Here is a 23,390-nt window from a genome sequence, read left to right on the forward strand (position 1 = left end):
ATGCGTTCTGACGGTTGACCTGACGGTATCCGGGCACCTAAGCTGGCAGGCCTGCAGCGATACCGTCAGACCCCATGACGGTACCTCGGTCCTGCGACAAGCAACGGATCGGAGATCTCATGAACACCTTGATGGAACGGGCGCGGGTTGGGCTGGCGAGCGCGAGAACACGCCACGGTTTGACGGAAGCCAAACTGCGAGAACTACTGCCGGGCGAGCGGGCCTACAAGGTCAGCGACGGAGGCAATGGTCTCTACGTCGTCGTCTCACCCAGTGGCAGCAGGTCCTTCCGCTACGACTATCGACTGAGCGGCCGACGCGAGACGCTGACCATCGGACGACATGAACCGGTTGCCCGCCATGCCCAGCGATCTCACCTTGCCTACGGCATGGATGTGACGCTGGAAGAGGCGCGCCTGCTGCTGGCTCGGGCGCGTGTCGATGTCAGTTCCGGGCGATCTCCCGCTCGAGCCAAGGTTGAGCGGCGCAATGAAGTTGCAGACGCCATGAGCTTTGGGCGCTGGGCGGTACGGTACTTCGAGTTCAAGTCCGACGCCAAAAGCGGCGCCGAGCGGCTGGCCGACAGCACGCTGGCGTTGCGGCGTTCGATCTATGACCGCATCCTGGTCGGTCCGTTCGGGAAGCTGAACCTCGACGAGATCAAGCCGGTCGCGCTGGGTGAGTTGCTCGACCGCGTCAAGACTGAACGAGGCCCAGGACCGGCTGTGCACGCCAGGGAACTCGTGTTGCAGGTCTACCGGTTTGCCAACGGCAAAGGCGTCGATATCGCCAATCCGGCGGAAGCGCTCGCTCGGAAGGCCTACGCGACGTTTGTCCCGCGCGAGCGCAACTTGAACCGCCATGAAATCAAGACGTTGCTCGACGGTCTGGAGATGACTGGCACTGCGCCGACACTACGGCTGGCAGTCAGGTTCTTGCTGCTGACGGGTGTGCGCAAAGGTGAGTTCATCGGAGCTACTTGGGCGGAAGTGGACTGGGAACGGGCACAGTGGCTGATCCCAGCTGAGAGGATGAAGGCTGGCAAGCCGCACACGGTGTATTTGGGAGAGCAGGCCCTGGACATCCTGACAACGCTTCGAACCTGCTTCCCGTCGAGCAACTTTCTCCATCCAAGCCGGTATGACTCCGCCGAGCCGATCAGCCAGGCAACGCTGAACCGGACGATCGCCGCTTCGGTGGATCGGATCAACAAGGATCGAACACCCAGTCAGGATCTGTTTCTGCCGGTCTCAGTGCACGATCTGCGCCGAACATTCTCGTCACGGCTCAACGACGCGCTCTTCCCGGAGGCCTTGGTCGAAGCCTGCCTGGCCCACCAGAAAAAGGACCAAGTCGCTGCCGCCTACAACCATGCTCGATTTTCCGGGCCTCGGCGGGTCCTTATGCAGGTATGGGCGGACATGGTGGACTGCTGGATGCGCGGCGAAACCGCGAGGGAGGTCATCGTCAGGGGCAAGGTGAAAATCGATGCCGCGGCGCACGATGCAGAAGGTATGAACTTGTAGGCTGAAGCAACACCCGGTTTAACGCCTCGGGGCGACTGGGTTGGACACATACTTGCCTTGAATGCGTCAGGGGTTTCCACCGTTTTGTCGATGCTCAAGGGACTGTTCAACCCTTCAGAGACCATTGTGAAATCACAGACAACGTGCGCTTGAATCTCGGAGGCCTCGGCAGGTAAACGAAGTCGGCGGCACAGTTGCTGGAGGGCGGAGCGCCCGCGCGCGGTTGTGATGTGCTCTTGACGAGCTGCTTCTGCAAGGGTCGATCCGTTTAGTACGGCTCTGAGGATGGCGGCCTTCGTGAAGCCAGAAATCATGATCAGTCCTTTGTGAACACTCGACAGTAAATAGAGCCCGCTCTGGTCAAACCTTGCGTGTGGTGTGACGACAAGAGTCGCCACCCTATAGCGGACGATGACCTTTTTGGTGCTCTGTTTCTCCTGGAGAAAGCCAGTTGTTCAGGGTGCAAAAACCTGTGGTGCGCGCGCATCAAACTCGATGCCATCAAGACTCAAGTGATGCTCGCGCACAACCGAGTCGGCTACCTCCCGCGCCGCCGCATCAACCGATACACCGCCGGTATCACCAGCATGGACAGCAGCGGCGCACTGATCATCCCTCCCACCATCGGTGCGGCAATGCGCTGCATCACCTCGCTGCCCGTGCCGTTGCCCCAGAACAGCGGCAGCAGGCCCGCCACGATCACGGCCACGGTCATGGCCTTGGGGCGCACTCGCAGGACCGCGCCCTCGCGGATTGCGTCCAGGAGATCGGCATCGGTGTCCTGACCAACGGCCTCGCGTGCCGCCCAGGCCTGTTTCAGGTAGAGCAGCATGATCACGCCGAACTCGGCCGCCACGCCAGCCAGCGCTATAAAGCCCACCGCGCTGGCCACTGACAGGTTGTGACCCAGTGCCCACAGCAGCCAAACGCCGCCCACCAGCGCGAACGGCAGTGTGGTCATGATCAGCAGCGCTTCGTCGAAGCGTCGGAAGGTGAGGTACAGCAGCACGAAGATGATCAGCAGCGTGAACGGGACCACCAGCTTGAGCTGGGCGGCGGCCCGCTCCAGGAACTCGAACTGGCCGGACCACGACACCGAATAGCCGGGTGGCAGATCCACCTGCTCGGCCACCGCGCGCTGCATCTCCCGCACGGCACCCCGCAGGTCGCGTCCACGGATGTCCACGTAAACGAAGCCTGCCAGCCGGGCGTTTTCGCTTCGCAGCATGGGCGGACCGTCCGAGATGGCGATGCGGGCAACGTCCGAAAGCACCAGGCGCTGCCCCCGTGGGCTCACGATGGGCAGGGCGCGCAGGGCCTCCAGCGAATCACGCAGTTCGCGCGGATAACGCAGGTTGATGGCATAGCGCTGCAGGCCTTCGACGGTCTGTCCGACCTCCATGCCACCCACCGCACCCGCGACCACCTCCTGCACGTCGGCGATGTTCAGGCCGTAGCGCGCCGCGTCGTCCCGCCGGATGTCCACATCGATGTAGCGCCCGCCGGTCAGGCGCTCGGCCAGCGCGCTGCTGACCCCGGGCACCTGCTTGATGGCGGCCTCGATCTGGCCCGTGAGGCGGTCGATAGTCACCAGGTCGGCGCCGGCCACCTTCACGCCCACCGGGCTCTTGATGCCGGTGGCAAGCATGTCAATGCGGTTGCGGATCGGTGGTACCCAGATGTTGGACAGGCCGGGCACGCGCACCGTGCGGTCCAGCTCCTCGACCAGCCGGTCGGGCGTCATGCCGGCGCGCCAATGGCTGCGCGGCTTGAACTGGATGGTGGTCTCGAACATCTCCAGCGGTGCCGGGTCGGTGGCGCTGTCTGAGCGACCGGCCTTGCCGTAGACGCTCTGCACCTCGGGCAAGGTCTTGATCAGGCGGTCGGTCTGCTGCAGCAGTTCGGCGGCCTTGCCGGCCGACAGGCCGGGCAGCGCGGTCGGCATGTACAGCAGGTCGCCCTCGTCCAGCCGGGGCATGAACTCGGCACCGATGTGCTTGAGCGGCCACAAGCTGGCCAGCAGCAGCACGGTGGCCACCACCAGCGTCAGCTTCGGTGCACGCAACACCGCGTTCAGGCAGGGTCGGTAGAGCGCGATCAGCAGCCGGTTCAAGGGGTTGGCGTGTTCATCGGGGATGCGACCCCGTATCAGGTAGCCCATCAGCACCGGGATCAGCGTGACGGCCAGCCCTGCCGCTGCCGCCATGGCATAGGTCTTGGTGTAGGCCAGGGGCGCGAACAGCCTTCCTTCCTGCGCCTGCAGCGTGAACACCGGAATGAAGCTCAGCGTGATGATCAACAGAGAAAAGAACAGCGCGGGCCCGACTTCGGCGGCGGCCTCACCAATCACGCGCCAGCGCGGTTCGCCCGCGAGGACCTGCCCCGGGTGCTCGTGGCCCCAGCGCTCCAGGTGCTTGTGCGCGTTCTCGATCATCACCACCGCAGCGTCCACCATCGCACCGATGGCGATCGCGATGCCGCCCAGCGACATGATGTTGGCGTTGACGCCCTGCTGCTGCATGACGATGAACGCCATCAGGATGCCCAGCGGCAGCGAGACGATGGCCACCAGGGCGCTGCGCAGGTGGAACAGGAACAGCGCGCAGACCACGGCCACCACCAGAAACTCCTCTAGCAGCTTGAACCCGAGGTTGTCCACCGCGCGCGCGATCAGCCCGGAGCGGTCGTACACCGGGACGATCTCCACGCCCTTGGGCAAGCCGCTTTGCAGTTCGGCCAGCTTGGCTTTGACGGCCTTGATGGTCTGCAGCGCGTTCTTGCCCGAACGCATCACGATCAGGCCACCGGCCGCTTCGCCCTCGCCATCGAGTTCGCCGATGCCGCGCCGCATCTCCGGCCCGAGCTGTACCCGGGCCACGTCGCCCAGGCGCACCGAGACGCCCAGGTCGCTCGTCATCAGCGGGATGGCCCGGAAATCATCCAGGGTCTTCAGGTAGCCGCTGGCGCGCACCGCGTATTCGGCCTCGCCCAGTTCGAGCACCGATCCCCCGGCCTCCTGGTTGGCGCGGCCGATCGCCTCGCTCACCATCGTCTGCGTGATGCGGTAGGCAGCCAGCTTGTCGGGGTCGAGCACGATCTGGTACTGGCGCACCATGCCGCCGAGGCTGGCCACCTCGGCCACGTCCGGCACGGTCTTGAGCTCAAAGCGCAGGAACCAGTCCTGCAGCGAACGCAGTTGGTCCAGGCTCTGTCGGCCGCTGCGGTCCACCAGCGCGTACTGGTAGATCCAGCCCACGCCGGTGGCGTCGGGCCCCAGGGAGGACTTGGCCGACGGCGGCAGCCGCGACTGCACTTGGTTGAGGTACTCCAGCACGCGCGAGCGCGCCCAGTACAGGTCCACGCCGTCATCGAAGAGCACGTAGACAAAGCTGTCGCCGAACAGGGAGTAGCCCCGCACCGCCTTGGCCCCGGGCACCGACAGCATGGTGGTGGTCAGCGGGTAGGTGACCTGGTTTTCGACGATCTGCGGCGCCTGGCCGGGCCAGCTGGTGCGGATGATGACCTGGGTGTCCGAGAGGTCGGGCAGCGCGTCCAGGGGCGTGCGCAGCATCGACACCACGCCCCAGGCGGTGAGCATCACGGTGGCCAGCAGCACCAGGAAGCGGTTGCCGATGCTCCAGTGGATGAGCCGCGCGATCATGGTTTCGCTCCTTGAGCGGGAGGTGCCACGCGCTCGATCCGGGTGATCTGCGGTTCGGCACCATCCTGCGTGTGGAACTCGATGCGCACCGGGTCTCCTCGGGACAGTCCGCTGGGCCGTTGTTCGGGAGGCGGCAGGCGGAACGCCATCGTCATCCCGGGCCACTTGAGCGCCGGAATGGCGGGATGGGTGAGGGTCACGCTGTCCCCGTCCACCGCGTCGATCACGGCATCGGTGCGGTGCAGATCCACAGCCGCAGCAGGGGCCGCAGCAGCAGCCGGGGCCTGGTTCAGGCGCGTCTCCAGCCCACGCAGGCTGGCTTCGGAATCGATCAGGAACTGGCCCGACAGCACCACCCGCTGACCCGCCTGAAGACCTTGCACGATCTCCGTCTGGCCACCGGCCTCACGTCCCGCACGAACCTCCACGGGCCGGAAATGCCCGCCGTCTTCGGCCAGCATCACCACGCTGCGGCGACCGGTGTGGATCACCGCGTCGCTGGGCACGAGCAGGGCCGGCTGGCGTACCGGTTCGGCGAACCGCATCTGCACGAACATGCCCGGCACCAGTCTGCCGCCGGGGTTGTTCAGCTCCAGTCGCGCCTTGAGCGTGCGCGTGGCGGGGTCCACCTCGGGCAGGATAGCCTGCACCCGTCCCTCGAAGGTCTGCCCCGGCGCTGCCGGACTGGTGGCGCTGACCTTCGCGCCGGGCTGGAGTTGTGCCACCTGGCCCTCGGGCACCTGGCCCTCGGCCCAGACCGTGGCTGTGCCTTGCAGGCGCATCAGCGGCATGCCCGGCATCACGGTCGCGCCCTCGCGCACCATTAACTCGGTCAGGGTCCCGCTGATCGGCGCGCGCAGCGTGAAACGGGGTTGCACCGTACCGGTCCGCACCACGTGTTGAATCTGTGCCGCGTCCATGCCGGCCTGGCGCAGGCGCTGGGTCGCGGCGTCGCGCAGCGGCCCCAGGTCGGCGCCGGGCATGCGGGTGATGGCCAGGTACTCTTCCTGCGCGGCCACCCAGTCGGGAACGTAGATCTCGGCCAGAGGCGCACCGGCCGCCACGCGGTCCAGTGCGGCCCGGACGTGCAGCTTCTCCACGAAGCCCATGGACCTGGCGCTGACCACCACCTGGTTCCGCTCGTTCCAGGCCACGTTGCCCGCCACTGAAAAACCGCCCGCCAGCGTGCCTTGAACCACCTCTCCCGTGCGAAGCCCCAGGCTTTGCTGGATGCGCGGGCTCACCGCCACGGCGCCGGTGTCGGCACTTGCGTTCGCGCCGCCGGCGTAGCGCGGCACCAGCATCATGTCCATGAAAGGCGATTTGCCCGGGGCCTCGAAGTTCTTGCCGGGCACCATGGGGTCGTGGTAGCTCAGGATCACCCGGCCGGTTACCGGGTCCACGTCGCCCGCCTTGAGCCCGTCTCGGAGGTGGCGGGCTGTGGCTTCGCCGCCTTGAACCACGCTCCAGGCGTCCGGGTCCTGCGGGGCGCTGGCGGCGCGGGGTGCCGGCTGGGAAGACCCCATCTCCATGCCAGAGCGCATGCCGGCGGTCCACGCGCCGTAGCCCACCGCTCCCAGGGTCGCCACGGCCACAACGCCAAGGCCGATTGTTGTTCGGACGTTCATGGTGTCACTCCTTTGGCTGCAGCAGCCGGTTCGGCGGGGATGAGGTAAGCGAGCTGGGCCCACAGGCTGGCGGTCGAGCGTTGCAGTTCGATGCGCTCCATCCGCAGGTCCAGCGCCATGCGCCGCGCGGCAAGCACCTCGCTCAAGGGCGTCCGGCCACCCCGGTAGGCAGCCAGGGTGGTCTGGATGCGCTGCTCGGCCAAAGGCAGCCGCTCGGCATCGATCAGGGCGAGTTGGGCCAGACCGGCCCGCCAGCCCGCCTCCCAGCGGCGGGCTTCGGCCTGGTGTTCCCGGGCACGTTCCTCGCGTTCGGCACGCAAGCCGTCCACCTGGGCGAGACGGGCCGCGAGTTCCCGGTCCTGTCGCTGGGGGCGATCCCAGGGCAGTGGGACCGAAACCGCCAGCGAGACCATGTTCGGGTAACCCGAGCCCCGCAGGCTGAGCATGAGTTCGGTGCTCCAGTCGGGTTCGCGCTCCTGTCGCGCCACCTCCGCCTCGGCGACCATGGCCGCCTCTTGCGCCGAGAGCCGAAGCAGTTCGGGGTGGTGCGTCAGACGCTCGCTCACATCGCCCGTTCCGAAGGGTGAAGACGCCAGATCGGGCGGTGCGGCCAGCGGCTGATCGGGGGTGCTGCCGGTCCAGCGGGTCAGGGTGAGGCGGGCGTTCTGGCGCTCGGCTTCGACGCCCAACAGGGTTTGCTGCAACTGGGCGACCGACTCCCGCGCCGCGATCCAGTCGGCCGGCGATCCGCTGCCGCTGCGTGCGGCCGATTCGCTGGCCTGCACGAGCAGGCGGGCTTCGCCCAGCTGCTCGTGCAACAACGCCAGGCGCTGCTCCAGCGCGTGCCGCTCCAACCACGCCATGGCGGTTTCTCGGCCGATGGTGGCGGCTTGCTCCACGCGCCCGGCTTCGGCGGTTTGCGCTTCGCGTTCAAAGCGCGCCGTGCGTGCCTGGCGCTTGGCTGCGCTGGGCAGTGTTTGCATCAGCGACACCGATTTCGCGGTCATGAAATCGCGGCTGGTGCTGAACCGGTCTGGCCCGGACAGCGGGACGTTGTCCAGCGACAGACGCAGGACCGGGTCGGGGCGCTGGCCGGCGGCCACGGCCATGTCCCGTGCCGAGCGGGCGGCCGCGTCCTGGGCGACCAGCGCGGGGGAGCGCGCCAGCGCCGCCTGAACGGCTTGAGGCAGCGAGAGCGCCTCTGCCGCGTGCGCGATGGAGGACATCGCGAGGCCGATCAGGACTGCGATGTGTGCGGTTGTGATCGTGGTGCGGTGGCGGGTGAGGATGCGGCCGCGAGCGCGGACCGACCCACCGGACGCCGGGGAAAGGGGTTCCATGTTTCTGCTCCAAAAGAATGCACACGGGCTGAGCACGCGCAGGGATGCGCGGTCGCCGCTGCTGAGCACCGGCCCGCCTCCAAGGGCTGGTCGGTGTCAGGGTGGAAACGTCAGAGCAGGGAAGGGGGGCGCCAGATGCTGGCGGGCGAGCCGCGCAGTGGCTCGGGGGGCGCGGGTACGTGCAGATCGTTCACAGGAAGCGCCTGCGCCACGGCCATGACCGGTGGCACCACAAAGCCCGTAGGGGCCTGGCACTCCTGCCCGGTCTTGCACATCTTGCCGGTGAGCTGAAAAGTCTCGGCGTCGTTGCAGCAATCGTCCATCGCCATGTCCGGGCTGGTGCCGGCCGTGTCGCCTTGCAGGGCCATGGCCGCTTCCATCGGGCATGGTGGTTGCAGGCGCACGCCACCACCCCAACCCTGCAGAGGAAGGGCCAGGCACAAGAGGAAGGCCAGGAACAGGCGCATGGGCGGATTCTAGGACGATGCGTCCCGCGTGGGAAAGCTCAGGCAGAAGGTGGTCGCCAGATCGTTGGACGCCACCGATGCGGAGCCTCCGTGGGCTTCCATGATGGCTCTGGTGATGGACAGGCCAAGGCCCGTGCCCTCTGAGTCGGGGTGGCTGCGCGACTTCTCGGTCCGGTAGAAACGGTCAAACAGCCGCGGCAGATCGGCCGCCGGGATGGCGGGGCCGGCGTTGTGCACGCAAAGCTGGATCTGACCGTTGCCCTGGTTCACCGACACTCGCACGGGCGCGTTCGGCGGTGAGTACCGGATCGCGTTCGACAGCAGGTTGCTGATCGCGCGGCGGATCATCAGCCGGTCGCACACAATGCGCGCATCGCCGTCGGTGTTCAGGCGGATCAGCTTTTCCTCGGCGAGCGCTTCGTAGAAGTCGAACAGGTCCAGCACCTCGTCGCGCAGTGACACGGTCTCGCGGTGCGGCAGCTCGATCCCGTGCTCGGTCTTGGCGAGAAACAGCATGTCGGAGACCATGCGGGCCAGCCGCTGCAACTCCTCGGCGTTGGAGGCCAGGATGTCCTGGTACACGCCCACCTCCCGCTTCTGCGTCAGCGACACCTGGGTCTGGGTCAGCAGGTTGTTGATGGGGGTGCGCAGTTCGTGCGCCAGGTCGCTGGAGAATTCCTGCAGCCGCGCAAAGTCGGATTGCAGACGTTCGAGCATGGTGTTCAGGCTCTGCGCCAGGTCGGCGAACTCCGCCGGCACCGCGTCCACGGGCATGCGCTGGTCCAGCTTCTGGGCCGTGACCGTCATGGCGCGCTCTTTTATGGTTCGAAGCGGTGCCAGGCCCCAGCGGGCGGCCCACCAGCCCAGCAAGCCGCTGGCCAGGATGGCGCCGATCAGGTAAAGCGCCAGGGTCTGCCTGAGCGACTGCATGAAATGGGTGTGGTGCGCCGTGTCCAGCGCGATCAGCAGTTCAAGCGGTTGACCGTCAGCGGCCAAGTCCTTCCAGGTGGCAGGCGGTCGTATGCCCGCCTTCAGACCTCGCAGCGGTTGGTCGCCGACCGTCCAGTCGAAAGTGCGCCCATCTGAACCAATGGATGGTGACAGCGCTGAGAACACCGAACCCTTTTTGCCATAGACCAGCCGGTCGCTGTTGCGCAGCTCGACGGACAAGCCGTGGTGACTGGTCAGCAGCTCATCCAGCCGGGATGCCAGCATCTCCGATGACGAGGCCTCGCCGACGATGGTCTGCACCAGTTCGATCTTGTCCTTCAGGAAATCCCGGTCGAGTTCGACAAAGTGCCGCCCCACCGCGATCGAGACCAGAAGGCCCAGCCCGACGAGCACACAGGCCGAGACCAGGGTGTACAGTGCGGTCAGTCGCGCCGTCAGAGACAACCGGCCGAGCATCAGTGGGCGTCCTCGGGTGCTTCGAGCACGTAGCCCATGCCGCGCACGGTCTGGATCAGGCGCGGTTCGAATCCATCGTCCACCTTGGCCCGCAAACGCCGCATGGCCACTTCGATCACGTTGGTGTCGCTGTCGAAGTTCACGTCCCACACCTGGGATGCGATCAGGGAGCGCGGCAGCACCTCTCCGTGGCGGCGCATCAGCAATTCCAGCAGACCGAATTCCTTGGCCGTCAGATCGATGCGTTTGCCGGACCGGGTCACCCGTCGGCGCAGCAGATCGAGCTCCAGATCGGCCACTTTCATCGAGGTGGCTTCCAGGCCTGAACGGCCGCGCCGCAGGATCGTCCGGACCCTGGCCAGCAACTCGGCAAAAGAAAACGGCTTGACCAAGTAGTCGTCGGCCCCCAGCTCCAGGCCCTTGACACGGTCTTCGACCTGATCGCGTGCCGTCAGGAACAGCACGGGCATCTGGCGCCCCTGGCTGCGCAGGTTCTTGAGCACCTGCCATCCGTCCATGCCAGGCAGCATGACGTCCAGGATCACCAGATCGTGATCGCCTTCCAGGCCATGGTGCAGACCATCAACGCCATTGGTGACTAGGTCCACGGCGTAGCCCGCCTCGCGCAGACCTTGCTTCAGGTAGTCGCCGGCTTTGGGTTCGTCTTCAACGATCAGAATTTTCACGTTCACATTCTCCTGACCGCAAGTTTGCCCTCAGCGGAGCGGGCGTGATCGAAGCTGACATTTTTGTAATCTGACCGACAGGGAAGTGACGAACTCGCGCCGCCAGAATCCGCACCACTTGATCTGCATCAAAAGGAGCGAAAGCAGTGAAATCTTTGTTTTGTCACCGAGCCACAAGCCAACTACTGGTGGCGGGCCTGTTGGCCCTGCCGCTGGCGCTCTCAGCGCAAACGGCCAGCCCTTCGCAAGAACCCGACTGGCGCCGGGCCAACGACGCGGTGGGTGCACTCAAGCGTGGGCATGCCGACGTGCTCAAGTGGGAACAGGCCAATGCGGGGGCGTCCACCACGACGCCGGGTAGTACCACGGGTGTTGCCATTCCCAACGCAGAGGCCGCAGTTCGTATGGCCTGGACGGTCCATCGTGAACTGGCTCGTCCATTGTCGAAACTGGGTCCCCTGAATGAACAACTGATCGCAGAAGGCCGCTGGACAGAACTCGACTCCAGCCTACAACGGCGCGTCGAAGATGCTGGTGAGGTGCTGGAGGTGGCTGCAGCGGGGCGCAAAGCCTGGGTTGAAGCTGTGGCCGCTCAACAGGTTCTGAAACACCAGCGCGACATGATGGAGGCCGCCCAGGCCGCCCTTGAACTGGGGCAGCGCATGGTGACGGTGGGCAACTGGAGCAAGTTGCAACTGTCGCAAGTTCAACTCGCGGCATCGACCGCCCGCATGAATCTCCGGCGGGCGCAGCAAGCCGCCGCCCAGGCCCAAAACAAATTGGTCAAGACGATGGGGCAAACGGGTTTGCAGGATGGGTTTGTGCTCCCAGACCAGCTTCCCGCCATCCCGGCGCAGGCCATGACGGAAGCCGATCTGCAAAAGCGTGCCGACGCGATCCGCAACCAATTGCCTGGAGCTGAGAGCCTGCGCAACCGAGCGCTGGCCAGAGGCGCCATGAAGGTTTACTGGGCCGCCCATGCGCTGGCGCAGGACAGCCAAGGGGATGTGCTGAAGACCCGTGAGTTCATCACCGAAGAAACGGTGCTGCACTACAACGGCATGCTCAAAAGCGTCTGGGATCTGCTGGACGAGGTGCGCAACCAGTCCCAAGCCACGGTAGACGCCATTGGCGCACAGCGCGACTTCTGGATCGCCGAGACCGATCTTCAGTGGGTCTTGCAGGGCGGAGAACCGGACAGCTTCGTCTCGCTGGGTGGTGCCGGTGGAGATGCACCGACTGCGGCCGCACATTGAAAGGACACAACACATGACAAACACAAACTCCAGACGACAGTTTTTTGCCGGCGCCGCCGCATCCGTGGCCGGCTTGGCCGTGGCCCGTTCCGCTTTGGCTGGTTTGCCCGAGCCCGTCATCCAGACTTCGGTGGAGACGGCGCCACCCTTGATCCCGACGACCGGTCGGCCCTACAACCCGGTGGTCACGCTCAACGGGTGGACCTTGCCCTGGCGCATGAACAACGGCGTCAAGGAATTCCACCTGGTGGCCGAACCGGTGGTGCGCGAGGTCTCGCCGGGCTTCAAGGTCAACATGTGGGGTTACAACGGCCAGAGCCCAGGCCCAACCATCGAAGTGGTCGAGGGCGACCGCGTGCGCATCTTCGTGACCAACAAGCTGCCCGAGCACACCACCATCCACTGGCATGGCCAGCGCCTCCCCAGCGGCATGGATGGCGTCGGCGGTCTGAACCAGCGCGCCATCCCCGTGGGGAAGACCTATGTGTATGAATTCGAGGCACGGCGCCCCGGCACCTTCATGTACCACCCGCACGCCGACGAGATGGTGCAGATGGCCATGGGCATGATGGGCATGTGGGTGACCCACCCGAAGGCCAAACACCCGCACATCAGCGAGGTGGACCGGGACTTCTGCTTCCTGCTCAATGCGTTTGACGTGGAGCCCGGCAGCAAGACGCCCAAGATCAACACCATGACGGACTTCAACATCTGGTGCTGGAACAGCCGGGTGTTCCCGGCCATCGACACGCTGAACGTGCGATTGAACGACCGGGTGCGCATCCGGGTGGGCAACCTCACCATGACCAACCACCCGATCCATCTGCATGGTCACGAATTCCTGGTCACCGGCACCGATGGCGGGCCGACGCCACCGTCCACCCGCTGGTACGAGGTCACCACCGATGTGGCCGTGGGGCAGATGCGCCAGATCGAGCTGATCGCCGACGAAGAAGGTGACTGGGCCATGCATTGCCACAAGAGCCACCACACCATGAACGCCATGGGGCACGACGTGCCCACGATGATTGGCGTGGACCACCGCGGCCTGGTCAAGAAGATCCAGAAGGTGGCGCCCGACTACATGCTCATGGGTGAACGCGGCATGGCCGACATGGGCGAAATGCAGATGCCCATTCCCGACAACACGGCCCCCATGATGACCGGCACCGGCCAGTTCGGCCCGCTGGAGATGGGCGGCATGTTCACGGTCTTCAAGGTCCGCAAGGACCAGAAGCCGGGTGACTACAAGGACCCAGGCCCGTACAAGTTCCCCGAAGGCACCGTGGCCTACGAGTGGAACGGCGCACTTCCCCCGACACCGCGTCCTGCGGCCAGCAGCGACACCACACCGGCCACCGCCCAGGCGATCAAGCCCACCGCCAAAGGCATGTCGCACTGAGCGCTCAGCGTATCCAAGTTCTCCTCAACTGTTTCCCAACCACAACCCTGAAAGACAACCATGAAATTCGTCAAGTTCAATAGCGCTTCCCGTGCTGGCTTTGTTTTCGCTGCTGCGGCTTTGGCAGCTTCCGCCACGTTCGCTGGTGGCACCCACGGCGGTGGGCACGATGAGTCGCCGATCGGCGAGGCCGGTGTCGCCGCAAACGTCACACGCACGATTGAAGTGGACGCCGCAGACAGCATGCGCTTCACGCCTTCGAACGTGTCGGTGAAAAAGGGTGAAACCATCCGTTTCGTCATCAAGAACTCCGGCAAAGTGCCGCATGAGTTCAGTCTCGGAACGGAAAAGGAGCTCAAAGAGCACTACGAGGTCATGAAGAAGAACCCGGGCATGGAGCACGAAGAAGCCAACAAGATCTCGCTCAAGCCTGGCAAGCAAGGTGAAGTTATCTGGCGCTTCACCAAGCCCGGCGTGGTGAACTTCGCCTGCTTGCATGTGGGCCACTACGAGGCCGGCATGAAGGGCCAGGTCAAGGTGGCAGCCAAGTAAGCGGCTTTCCGATCATCACAACCTCTACCCAACGACACAAGGATTCACGATGAAACTGCGACTGGTTCTGAGTGCAACCGCTCTGGCCTTCACGGCCTTTGCAGTCAACCCCGTGTTCGCTCAGATGAACATGGACCACGGAAAAATGGGCATGGCAGCCATGCCCGGCATGACCGACGGCGAGGTCCGCAGGATCGACAAAGAGGCGGGCAAGATCACCATCAAGCACGGTGAAATCAAGCACATGGAAATGCCTGGCATGACCATGGTCTTCGTGGTCAAGGACAAGGCCTTGCTGGAGAAGACCAGCGTCGGCGCCAAGATTCAGTTCATGGCCACGAACGAGAACGGTCAGATGACGGTGACGGACATCCAACCGGCGAAGTGATCCTTCACCGTTTCAAGTCACTCCGGTTAGCTGCGGCCGTCCTTGCTCTGGCAGGGGTTGCCGCAGCCTTTTTCGGGTGGCGATCTCCTGACCTCTTCCGATCAGAGCCTGTCGGGCTGCTTCGACCTGACGACGCCGTGATGCTCAAGCAAGGCGCGCTGATCTACCAGGTCCGCTGTGCCAGTTGCCATGGCGTGAAGCTGGAGGGTCAAGCCAACTGGAGAGAAAGGGCCCCAGACGGGCGATTGCCAGCGCCGCCCCATGACGAAAGCGGTCACACCTGGCACCACCCGGACGATGTGCTGTTTCAGCTAACCAAGGACGGCGTGGCGAAAGCCGCAGGGCTAGCGGACTACGCGACCAACATGCCCGCCTTCGGCGATTCCATCAGCGACGCCGACATCGTCGCCGTGCTGTCCTGGATCAAATCCCAGTGGCCACCCGAGACCCGCTCCCAGCACGACGAGCTCAACCGCCAGGCGAGCCAGCGTTCGCAACACTGAATCTGACTTTTTTGTCATCCTCGGGTCATCTTGCCGACCCTGATCGATTTCTACAGTGACTGCATGGCGTGAAGGTGTGACACGCACCACCCGGTGACCGATCACCTCCATGCCAGCTCTGGCAATCCCGCCAGCAGCCAGTCATGAAAGGAAATGGACATGTCCAAGTTGATTCGCTCTCTGGTGGCAGCCGCCATCGCCGGCATTGCGTTCGCGGCCGCTGCGCAGCAAACCGCAGACCATACCCAGCACCACCCGTCCACCTCGGCGGCCAGCACCGCAACCCAACAAATCGCACCTCAGGCCGGTATGCCCATGGGCATGTCTTCGATGCCGCAGATGCAGGAGCACATGCAGCAGCACATGGTCACCATGCAGGCACTTCGCGCCAAGATGGCCGCGGCCAAAACGCCGGCCGACCGCCAGTCTCTGATGGCAGAGCACATGAAGGCGATGCAGGAGGGCATGGACATGATGAAGGGTATGAAGTCCATGGGTGGCATGTCTGGCATGCCGGGGATGGGGACGCCTGGCGCCGCCACGCCGGACCTGACCCAGCGCCATCAAATGATGGAGATGCGCATGGACATGATGCAGAACATGATGGAAATGATGATGCAGCGCATGCCGCAGTCGCCTGCCAGCACCGGTGCCCAGTGACCGCGTCGACGTTCTGACGCAGCGCCAGCTTTCGTTTTCATTCAGGAGATTTTGTGATGTCGATGTATTCGCGGCGGCAGTTTCTGGGTAGCGTGGGTGCTCTGGGGGCCGCGACGGCCTGCCCAGGCATCTGGGCGGCCACCCTTGCCCAGTCAGGCCTGTCCTCAGAACAGATCCTTCGCCTTGAGGCACAGGCGGCGGGTTTCTCCAACCCCTTGCGACTCCCGGGAAGCAGTGGTCTCTTTGGCGTTCTGCCTGCGACAGACTTCAAGAAAGTCCATGTGGTCCGCAGCGAGATTGAAGTGTTGCCGGGGCAGCGCACACCCATCCTGGCCTATGCCGTGGAATCGGGTGGCAAGAAGTTCCTCAACCCGGCGCTTCTGGCCCGCCGTGGCGACGAGATGCGGGTGAAGCTGATCAATCACATCGATCAACCGACGGTCATTCACTGGCATGGCCTGGGTGTCGACTCCCGCAACGACGGCAATGGCCTCGACGTCGTGGCGCCGGGCCAGAGCATGGACTATGCGTTCGCCTTGCAGGACCGTTCGTCGATGTACTGGTACCACCCCCACGCCCACGGATACATTCCTCAGCAGGCCTATCACGGCCTGGCCAGCCTGCTGTTTGTCGAAGACGACGATGAAGCCGCCCTGCGCAAGGAGTTGGCGCTGGCGCTGGGGGAATCCGAAATCCCGCTGGTGCTCCAGGACAAGGAGTTCGATGCGCAAGGGCGCCTCCAGTACGCGCCCAGCGCCGCCCAGTCTTTCGGTGGCTGGGTGGGCAGCCGGCTGATGGTCAACCTGACCGAGCGTCCCCACCTGAAGGCCGGGCGTCGCATCGTGCGCTTTCGCATCCTCAACGGCAGCAACGCGCGCAGCTACCGGCTCGCGTTCCTGCAGGACGGCAAGGCGCTGGGCTTCTACCTGGCGGGCACGGACGGTGGCCTGCTCGCGCAGCCCTTGCGTATCGATCAGACCTTTCTCTCCCCGGGCCAGCGGCTGGATGTGCTGGTGGATTTCCGGGAAGCCAACCCCACCCGCCCGGTGACCCTGGCATCCTTGCCCTTCGACCCGATGCACCAGGAGGGTGGTCATGACATGGCCGCGATGGACCACAGCCAGCATGGGGCGGCACAAGGCGCCGCCTCGCCCGTGGCGATGGCCATGGAAGGCGATGCACTGGCGCTGATGCGCATCGACCTGGAGCCGTCCAGCACACCCTACGACCGCCGTCTGCCTGCACGCCTGTCCAGCCTCACCGCTCCGGCTGAGCCGGCGGGCGCTGCGCGGCGCATGCAACTGGGCCACGATGGCAAGGGCCACTGGACGATCAACGGCGGGGTGTTCGACCACGCTGCGGTCCCATTGACCGTCCAGCGGGGCACGCGTGAAACCTGGCTGATCGAGAACGCCGAACGCAGCATGCCGCACCCCATGCACCTGCACGGGTTCTCGTTCCGGGTGCTCGAACGCCTGGGCAGTCCCGCGCTGGTTCGCACCCTGGCCGGTGCACGCGGCCTGCTGCCTCAGGACCAGGGCGTGGTCGACACCCTGCAGGTGTGGCCAGGTGAATCCGTGCGCATCGCCATCGACTTTTCGCATGCGCACCAAGGCGATCAGGACTACGTCTTTCACTGCCACACGCTTGAACACGCCGAGGCGGGAATGATGATGCGATACGCGGTCAAAGCCTAGCCAACGGAGCACCAGACACCATGAACCACGATGACAACGAACCCCATGTGCCTTCTTTCTGGCGGCGCCCAGCCGGCATGGCGCTGGCGACAGCTGCCTTGATCGCCGGGTTCTATCTGCTGCGCGAGCACTGGGGCCATGTCACGGGCTACTGGCCCTACCTGCTGTTGCTGGCGTGCCCGCTGATGCACCTGATGCATGGGCACGGCAACCATGCACAGACGCCACGGCGCACCTACAACGACAAGGAATAGGGCCATGGACATGCATGCACAGCATCACCACGACAACCACCCGCCGCCCCAGCCCGTCTCGCCCACCGATCTCAAGGACCCGGTGTGCGGCATGAAGGTCACGGCGCAGTCGGCGCACACGTTGAAACACGAAGGTCGTCCCTACTACTTCTGCAGTGCCAAGTGCCAAGGCAAGTTCGCGGCCAACCCGCTGCAGTACCTGGTGTCCACGGCGCCTGCAGACTCCGCGCCAGCGGCTGCCGGCACGGTCTATACCTGCCCGATGCACCCCGAGATTCGCCAGGAGCATCCAGGCAACTGCCCCAAGTGCGGCATGACGCTGGAGCCCCTGCTGCCGGAACTCGAAGACGACGACAACCCCGAGTTGCGCGATTTCCAGCGCCGCTTCTGGTGGACGCTGCCGCTGACCGTGATGGTCTTTGTGCTCGCCATGTTCGGCCACCGCCTCCAGTGGATGGACATGACCGTGCAGAGCTGGGTCGAGCTGGTCTTGTCCATTCCCATCGTCCTGTGGGCCGGCTGGCCGTTCTTCTCGCGTGGCTGGCAATCGGTGATGAACCGCAGTCCCAACATGTGGACCTTGATCGGGCTGGGCACGGGGGCCGCGTTTGTCTACAGCGTGGTCGCGACGGTCACGCCACAGGTGTTCCCGGACTCGTTCATCTCCATGGGCCGCGTCGCCGTGTACTTCGAGGCCGCCGCTGTGATCATCTCGCTCACGCTGCTGGGCCAGGTGCTCGAACTCAAGGCACGGTCGCAGACTTCGGCCGCCATCAAGTCGCTGTTGGGCCTGGCGCCCAAAACCGCCCGCCGCATCCGCGCCGACGGCACGGAAGAGGACGTGCCGCTGACCCATGTGCACGTGGGTGACTTGCTGCGTGTGCGCCCCGGCGAAAAAGTCCCGGTGGACGGCGAGGTGACCGAAGGCGGCAGTTCGGTCGATGAATCCATGCTCACGGGCGAGCCGATGCCAGTGGCCAAACGGGTGGGCGACAAGGTGATTGGTGCCACGCTTAACACCAGCGGCGCGCTGGTGATGCGCAGTGAGCGCGTGGGTGCGTCCACCATGCTGTCGCAGATCGTGCAGATGGTGGCCCAGGCACAGCGTTCCCGCGCGCCGATGCAGCGCATGGCCGACGTGGTGGCGGGCTACTTCGTCGTCACGGTGGTGGGCATTGCCTTGCTGACTTTCTTCGGCTGGGGCCTGTTCGGCCCCGAGCCGCGCTGGGTGTTCGGCCTGATCAATGCGGTGTCGGTGCTGATCATTGCCTGTCCCTGCGCCCTCGGTCTGGCCACACCCATGTCCATCATGGTCGCGACCGGTCGGGGCGCCACGCACGGCGTGTTGTTCCGGGACGCCGCGGCGATCGAGAACATGCGCAAGATCGACACCCTCATCATCGACAAGACCGGCACCCTGACCGAGGGCCGCCCGAGTTTCGAGCGCGCTATTCCCGCGCCCGGTTTTGAAGCCAACGAGGTGCTGCGCCTGGCCGCCAGCCTGGACCAGGGCAGCGAGCACCCGCTGGCCGAAACCATCGTGCGCGCCGCCCGCGAACGCGGGATGGCGCTGGACAAACCCGAGAACTTCGAATCCGGCTCGGGCATCGGCGTGCGTGGTCAGGTGGCCGGGCGCCAGCTGGCGCTGGGCAACACCACGCTGATGGAACAGCTCGGTGTCTCCGTCGCGGCGCTGGTGCCACAGGCCGAGGCCTTGCGCGCAGAAGGTGCCAGCGTGATGCACCTGGCCGTGAATGGCCAGCTGATGGGCCTGCTGGCGGTGTCCGATCCGGTCAAGGCCAGCACGCCGGAGGCCTTGGCGACCCTCAAGGCATCGGGTCTGCGCATCGTGATGGCGACCGGTGACGGCCTGACCACGGCCCAGGCTGTGGCCGCCCGCCTGGGCATCGACGAGGTGCATGGCGAGGTCAAGCCGGCTGACAAGCTGCTGCTGGTCGAGCGCTTGCAGAAAGAAGGCCGCGTGGTGGCCATGGCCGGTGATGGCATCAACGATGCGCCGGCACTGGCCAAGGCCGATGTGGGCGTGGCCATGGGGACCGGGACCGACGTGGCGATGAACAGCGCGCAGGTGACCCTGGTCAAAGGCGATCTGCGCGGGATTGCTATAGCGCGGGCGCTGTCGGAAGCGACCGTGGGCAACATGAAGCAGAACCTGGTGTTTGCCTTTTTGTACAACGCACTGGGCATCCCGGTGGCCGCCGGTGTGCTGTACCCGTTGACGGGCTGGCTGCTGTCGCCCTTGATTGCTGCGCTGGCCATGAGCCTGAGCTCTGTGTCGGTTATTGGCAATGCGCTGCGCCTCAGGTCGGCACGGCTCTAGCGCAGGCTCACCCTACAACGAGGTCTGACCATGGACATTGTTGCGCATGGGGTGTGGGTGGGCCTTGGCGCAGCGTGGATGCATAGGCATCGACGCCTGGACCGTCGCACTGCAACCCTGGCGATCGGTATGGCGGTGGTGCCTGATCTGGTCCAGTTGCTTCCTCTGGGATACCTTGCACTGCTCACTTCGAATGGCTGGTCTGTCCTGCAGGCCTATGCCAATGCGCTGCCGGGCTATGAGCCGGCGATGTCTCCAACCATCACGGCACTCACGCACCACCTGCATTGTGTGATGCACAGCGCCTTGGTGGCCGGTGTGGTCACTGCCGGCTGCTGGCTGTGGTTGAGACGCCTCTGGATACCTTTGCTGGGCTGGTGGTCCCACATCCTGATCGATGTCTTTACCCACTCGGCTGATTTCTACCCATCCCCGGTTTTTTATCCGGTGACCTATTGGGGGTTCGACGGTATAGCGTGGAACACCCCGTGGTTCATGGTGGTCAACTATCTGGCTATGTTGGCTGTTGCCACCGTGATGTTCCGCCACAAATAGAAAAGCCACCCCAAGACAGGGTGGCTGTTTCTGCGCAGAGGTCGCGATCAGTTGTGGTGACCCTTGCGCGCCAGGATATCAAGACGAGCGACTTCGTTGCCCACCGTGCTGATCTTCTGACCGTCCACCGATTGAACGACCTCTCCTTTGGCGAGGTATGCAGTGCGTCCAAATTGGTTGGTTTTGGCCATGTTCCCGTCCTTGAAGACGTACAAGGTCTCGCCATTGACCAGCGGCACCGTCTGCTTGGCCTCGGATTGGGCCGCATCCATGGCAAAAGCCGGGAGGGTTGCGGCGAGCGAAAGGACGAGGATGTTGAACTTGCGAATCATGGTTGCTCCTGAAAGTTTCACGTTGATCGGGTGATGCAACGAGGTACCGTGTACAGATGCAATGTAGTGAGGTGCGGGTGACCGCTAGCTTGCCTGCAGATGACAGTTTTGACTGCTATTTGTCAGCCCGTCACGCCGTCGTAGAACAGCTTCCAGCGGCCCTGTTCTTTGCCCCAATACTGGCGCTTGACCAGCCCGCGTGTCTCCCCCGCCACGACCTCGGCAAAGTTGACCACCGTGACTTCGGTGCCGCGCTTCCAGCGAAAGATCGACACCTCCTTGAGATCGATGCGCCGGTTCTGGCGCGTTGGCGCTGCAGCGCGCACCAGCGTCTTGAGCGGCCGGTCCTGCACCCCTTCGTCTGCCTGGAAATCTCGGGTGGACAGGGCCTGGATCGTCGCCCGGTCGCCCAATGACCTGGCTTCCGTCCAGCGGGAGAGCAACTCGCGGAACTCCGCTCTGTGGCTGGAGAGCGTGTCCGGTCTGACCCAAGTCACCTCGTCGGCAATGATGACCGGCGTGCGGCGCGGCTCCAGCTCGCGCATGAGGTAGGCCATGTCGTCGTTGGCCAAGGCGACACAACCTTCGGTGGCGTAGGGGCTGCGGACGTAGGACACGCGAGGAACGCCATGCAACCATATGCCGCCGCCCGTGCGGCCCATCCGGCGGTCGTGCTCGTTAGGGTAGTTCAGCGGCAGCGCGCCGATGCCGTACAGCTCTTCGACCTGCTGGTCGTCCAGCCGGCTGGTGATGTGGTACACACCCAGCGGCGTGCGCAGATCGCCTTCCACCTCTTTGTCGAACCCCGCTCGACCGATGGATGCATAGAAACTGCGGATCAGCTGCAGGCCGCCGGACTGCTGCGCGAACACATAGACCCGTGAATGGCTGGCGTCCACGACGACCACATGCCGAACATTGCGGGCAAGCTCCAGCACCTGCTCCGGCACGGTGCCGGGCGGTGGCATCTCTCTGAGCGAACCCAAGCGCCGGGTGGCCTCGGCGCGCAGTTTTTGCAGTTGCTCCCGAACCGCGGGAGGGCCATCCGTCACCGTGGCGAAGCTGGGAAGCGTTCCACTCTGGGCCATCAGAAGGTCCCCGTAAACGAGTTGTCCCAACTGGAAACCTGGCACGTCACGCACCAGCGCCGCAGCCAATGGCAGGGCTTGCCGGTCCCCGGCTGCGATGGCGCGGTAGACCGCGATGAGGCGTGCTTCCGGCGACGAACGCAATGAGCCGGCCAGAACAGCGCCATCGTTCAGGCTGCTCCTGGGGGTCTGGCCGCTGGCTTGCCCGAATGGCAGGACCAGAGACGCACCCGCGAGCGCGGCTCGGGAGAGCAACTTTCGTCGGGTGGTGACCCGATCGGGTGGTACCAACATGGCGTCGTTCTGTCCAAAGGTCATTGCGCGTGGGCCAGGGCGACGGAAGCGGCCATGGCGAGTTGTTCCCGCATGGCCTTGGACTCCTGCTTGAAGCCGGGCAGCTGGGCCACCGCAACGGTCGAGACCGATGGATCGCTGGCGATCCGCGACGGGTTGGTTTGCACGCCTTTGACGAGGTATTCAAAGTGCAGGTTCGGGCCTGTCGCCGTTCCGGTGGAGCCGACCGTTCCGATGGTCTGGCCTTGCTGCACGCGTTGGCCCAAGCGGACGGTGATGCGTTCCATGTGTGCATACGCGGTGGCGGCCTTGTCGGGGTGCTGGATCACGACGTAGTTGCCATAGCCACCCTGGCGACCGGCGAAGCTCACCACGCCGTCGGCCACGGTTCGGATCGGGGTTCCGGCCGGCGCGCCGTAGTCCGTGCCCTTGTGGGCTTTTTGCCCCCCGAACACAGGGTGGATGCGTGGCCCGTAAGAACTGGTGACCCTGGAAAACGCCAGGGGCGATGCCAGGTAGGCGCGTCGCTGACTCTCCCCATCGAGGCTGACGAACTCGCCCGCTTTGCCGGGCGCCCGGAACCACATGGCCTGGTGTGTTTCCTGGCCGCTCTGAATCTCGGCGCCCAGCAACTGCCCTGCGAACAGGATTTCACCATCCAGCTCGAAGGCTTCATAGACCAGGCCGACACGCGCGCCTCGCCGCAGGTCGCGCTGGAAGTCGAGGTCCCCGGAAAAAGCCTCCACCGTCTGCGCGGCGATGGCATCCGGAATGTCGGCCTGATCGGTGGCCGCGTAGAACGAGGAGCGAATGGTGAGCGAGCCAAACTGCACCAGGCGACGTGGCGTGGGCTGTTCGAGTCGGGCGTTGAATCCTCCGTCCTGCTGTTCCACCACCAGTCGGCTGACGCGCTGGTTGTTGGCGTCCACCCAGCGCACCGACAAGGTCTTCAATTGCCCCTCGGGGGTCCGGGTGACAGAAGCCAGCTTGCCAGATGCACCGGTCAGCAGCAGGCGCGATGTGACGTCACGCGCGAGAAAGCTCTGTGCTTCACGATCATCGACACCCAGCCGTTTGAGCAAGGCCTGGAGGGAGTCGTCACGGCGGGTGAGCTGCGATTGGTGAATCAGGAACTCGGGCGTCGATGCCGTCAGCGCAGGCTCCGCCAGAGGCGCATCCACGGTCTCCACCACCTGCCGAACCGGCCACTGGGCCGCGTCGGGCAAGTTGGGTGAGACGCCAAAGGCCACGACACCCGTGCCCAGCATCAGGCTGCCCAGGGCCGCCAGCACGGGCCGTCGGTGGCTTTGGATCAGTGTTTTCAAAGGGAGCAAGTGGACTGGCTTCATGGCA

General features: G+C 64.8%; 20 protein-coding genes. 11 read left to right on the forward strand and 9 right to left on the reverse strand.

Going from position 1 to position 23,390, the window contains the following annotated elements; translation table 11 throughout:
• Positions 1–119 precede the first annotated feature (119 nt).
• Positions 120–1,526: a tyrosine-type recombinase/integrase gene (locus tag QQK43_RS04175; protein WP_241559593.1), complete on the forward strand. Its 1,407-nt coding sequence runs from the start codon at positions 120–122 to the stop codon at positions 1,524–1,526.
• 538 nt (positions 1,527–2,064) lie between these two features.
• On the opposite strand, the gene QQK43_RS04180 is transcribed toward QQK43_RS04175, so the two are convergent.
• The 6 genes from QQK43_RS04180 to QQK43_RS04205 form a co-directional block, all read right to left on the reverse strand.
• Positions 2,065–5,187, reverse strand: coding sequence for an efflux RND transporter permease subunit (locus tag QQK43_RS04180; protein WP_066159722.1), 3,123 nt, complete (start codon positions 5,185–5,187; stop codon positions 2,065–2,067).
• The gene (locus QQK43_RS04185; RefSeq protein ID WP_066159725.1) at positions 5,184–6,815 is read right to left on the reverse strand and encodes an efflux RND transporter periplasmic adaptor subunit; all 1,632 of its coding nucleotides are present in this window, start codon (positions 6,813–6,815) and stop codon (positions 5,184–5,186) included. The genes QQK43_RS04180 and QQK43_RS04185 overlap by 4 nt, the downstream gene beginning before the upstream one ends.
• Positions 6,812–8,155 (reverse strand): TolC family protein, encoded by a 1,344-nt coding sequence (locus QQK43_RS04190; RefSeq protein WP_066159728.1) that lies wholly within the window; start codon positions 8,153–8,155, stop codon positions 6,812–6,814. Before QQK43_RS04190 ends, QQK43_RS04185 begins: the two co-directional genes overlap by 4 nt.
• Positions 8,156–8,265: 110 nt before the next feature.
• The gene (locus tag QQK43_RS04195; protein WP_079364960.1) at positions 8,266–8,622 is read right to left on the reverse strand and encodes a hypothetical protein; all 357 of its coding nucleotides are present in this window, start codon (positions 8,620–8,622) and stop codon (positions 8,266–8,268) included.
• Positions 8,623–8,631: 9 nt separating this feature from the next.
• Positions 8,632–10,029, reverse strand: coding sequence for a heavy metal sensor histidine kinase (locus tag QQK43_RS04200; RefSeq protein ID WP_066159733.1), 1,398 nt, complete (start codon positions 10,027–10,029; stop codon positions 8,632–8,634).
• Positions 10,029–10,715, reverse strand: a complete 687-nt coding sequence (locus QQK43_RS04205) for a heavy metal response regulator transcription factor (protein ID WP_066159830.1) — start codon at positions 10,713–10,715, stop codon at positions 10,029–10,031. Before QQK43_RS04205 ends, QQK43_RS04200 begins: the two co-directional genes overlap by 1 nt.
• 146 nt (positions 10,716–10,861) lie before the next feature.
• On the opposite strand from QQK43_RS04205, the gene QQK43_RS04210 reads away from it, so the two are divergent.
• From QQK43_RS04210 to QQK43_RS04255, 10 genes are all read left to right on the forward strand, one after another.
• Complete coding sequence (locus QQK43_RS04210; protein WP_127806696.1) at positions 10,862–11,971, forward strand: TolC family protein; 1,110 nt, start codon at positions 10,862–10,864, stop codon at positions 11,969–11,971.
• A 13-nt stretch (positions 11,972–11,984) separates the two neighbouring features.
• Positions 11,985–13,373 carry a multicopper oxidase family protein gene (locus tag QQK43_RS04215; RefSeq protein ID WP_066159741.1) on the forward strand — a complete coding sequence of 463 codons (1,389 nt, stop codon included), beginning with the start codon at positions 11,985–11,987 and terminating at the stop codon, positions 13,371–13,373.
• A gap of 60 nt (positions 13,374–13,433) precedes the next feature.
• Positions 13,434–13,925 carry a cupredoxin domain-containing protein gene (locus QQK43_RS04220; protein WP_066159744.1) on the forward strand — a complete coding sequence of 164 codons (492 nt, stop codon included), beginning with the start codon at positions 13,434–13,436 and terminating at the stop codon, positions 13,923–13,925.
• A 49-nt stretch (positions 13,926–13,974) separates the two neighbouring features.
• The gene (locus QQK43_RS04225) at positions 13,975–14,313 is read left to right on the forward strand and encodes a copper-binding protein (protein ID WP_066159747.1); all 339 of its coding nucleotides are present in this window, start codon (positions 13,975–13,977) and stop codon (positions 14,311–14,313) included.
• Positions 14,314–14,453: 140 nt separating this feature from the next.
• Positions 14,454–14,816, forward strand: a complete 363-nt coding sequence (locus QQK43_RS04230; protein ID WP_084397532.1) for a c-type cytochrome — start codon at positions 14,454–14,456, stop codon at positions 14,814–14,816.
• A gap of 159 nt (positions 14,817–14,975) precedes the next feature.
• The gene (locus tag QQK43_RS04235; RefSeq protein ID WP_084397553.1) at positions 14,976–15,476 is read left to right on the forward strand and encodes a hypothetical protein; all 501 of its coding nucleotides are present in this window, start codon (positions 14,976–14,978) and stop codon (positions 15,474–15,476) included.
• A gap of 281 nt (positions 15,477–15,757) precedes the next feature.
• Positions 15,758–17,173 carry a multicopper oxidase family protein gene (locus QQK43_RS04240; RefSeq protein ID WP_066159752.1) on the forward strand — a complete coding sequence of 472 codons (1,416 nt, stop codon included), beginning with the start codon at positions 15,758–15,760 and terminating at the stop codon, positions 17,171–17,173.
• 20 nt (positions 17,174–17,193) lie between these two features.
• Positions 17,194–17,427: a DUF2933 domain-containing protein gene (locus QQK43_RS04245; RefSeq protein ID WP_066159755.1), complete on the forward strand. Its 234-nt coding sequence runs from the start codon at positions 17,194–17,196 to the stop codon at positions 17,425–17,427.
• Between the two features lie 4 nt (positions 17,428–17,431).
• Positions 17,432–19,768 carry a heavy metal translocating P-type ATPase gene (locus tag QQK43_RS04250; RefSeq protein ID WP_084397535.1) on the forward strand — a complete coding sequence of 779 codons (2,337 nt, stop codon included), beginning with the start codon at positions 17,432–17,434 and terminating at the stop codon, positions 19,766–19,768.
• 30 nt (positions 19,769–19,798) lie between these two features.
• Positions 19,799–20,323 carry a metal-dependent hydrolase gene (locus QQK43_RS04255; protein ID WP_127806697.1) on the forward strand — a complete coding sequence of 175 codons (525 nt, stop codon included), beginning with the start codon at positions 19,799–19,801 and terminating at the stop codon, positions 20,321–20,323.
• 47 nt (positions 20,324–20,370) lie between these two features.
• On the opposite strand, the gene QQK43_RS04260 is transcribed toward QQK43_RS04255, so the two are convergent.
• From QQK43_RS04260 to QQK43_RS04270, 3 genes are all read right to left on the reverse strand, one after another.
• Positions 20,371–20,655: a CopK family periplasmic copper-binding protein gene (locus tag QQK43_RS04260; protein ID WP_066159762.1), complete on the reverse strand. Its 285-nt coding sequence runs from the start codon at positions 20,653–20,655 to the stop codon at positions 20,371–20,373.
• 122 nt (positions 20,656–20,777) lie between these two features.
• Complete coding sequence (locus QQK43_RS04265) at positions 20,778–22,037, reverse strand: L,D-transpeptidase family protein (RefSeq protein ID WP_164868434.1); 1,260 nt, start codon at positions 22,035–22,037, stop codon at positions 20,778–20,780.
• Between the two features lie 20 nt (positions 22,038–22,057).
• Positions 22,058–23,362: a M23 family metallopeptidase gene (locus QQK43_RS04270; RefSeq protein WP_164868435.1), complete on the reverse strand. Its 1,305-nt coding sequence runs from the start codon at positions 23,360–23,362 to the stop codon at positions 22,058–22,060.
• Positions 23,363–23,390 lie beyond the last annotated feature (28 nt).

This window comes from Hydrogenophaga electricum (genome assembly GCF_030160815.1).
Taxonomy (GTDB): domain Bacteria; phylum Pseudomonadota; class Gammaproteobacteria; order Burkholderiales; family Burkholderiaceae_C; genus Hydrogenophaga; species Hydrogenophaga electricum.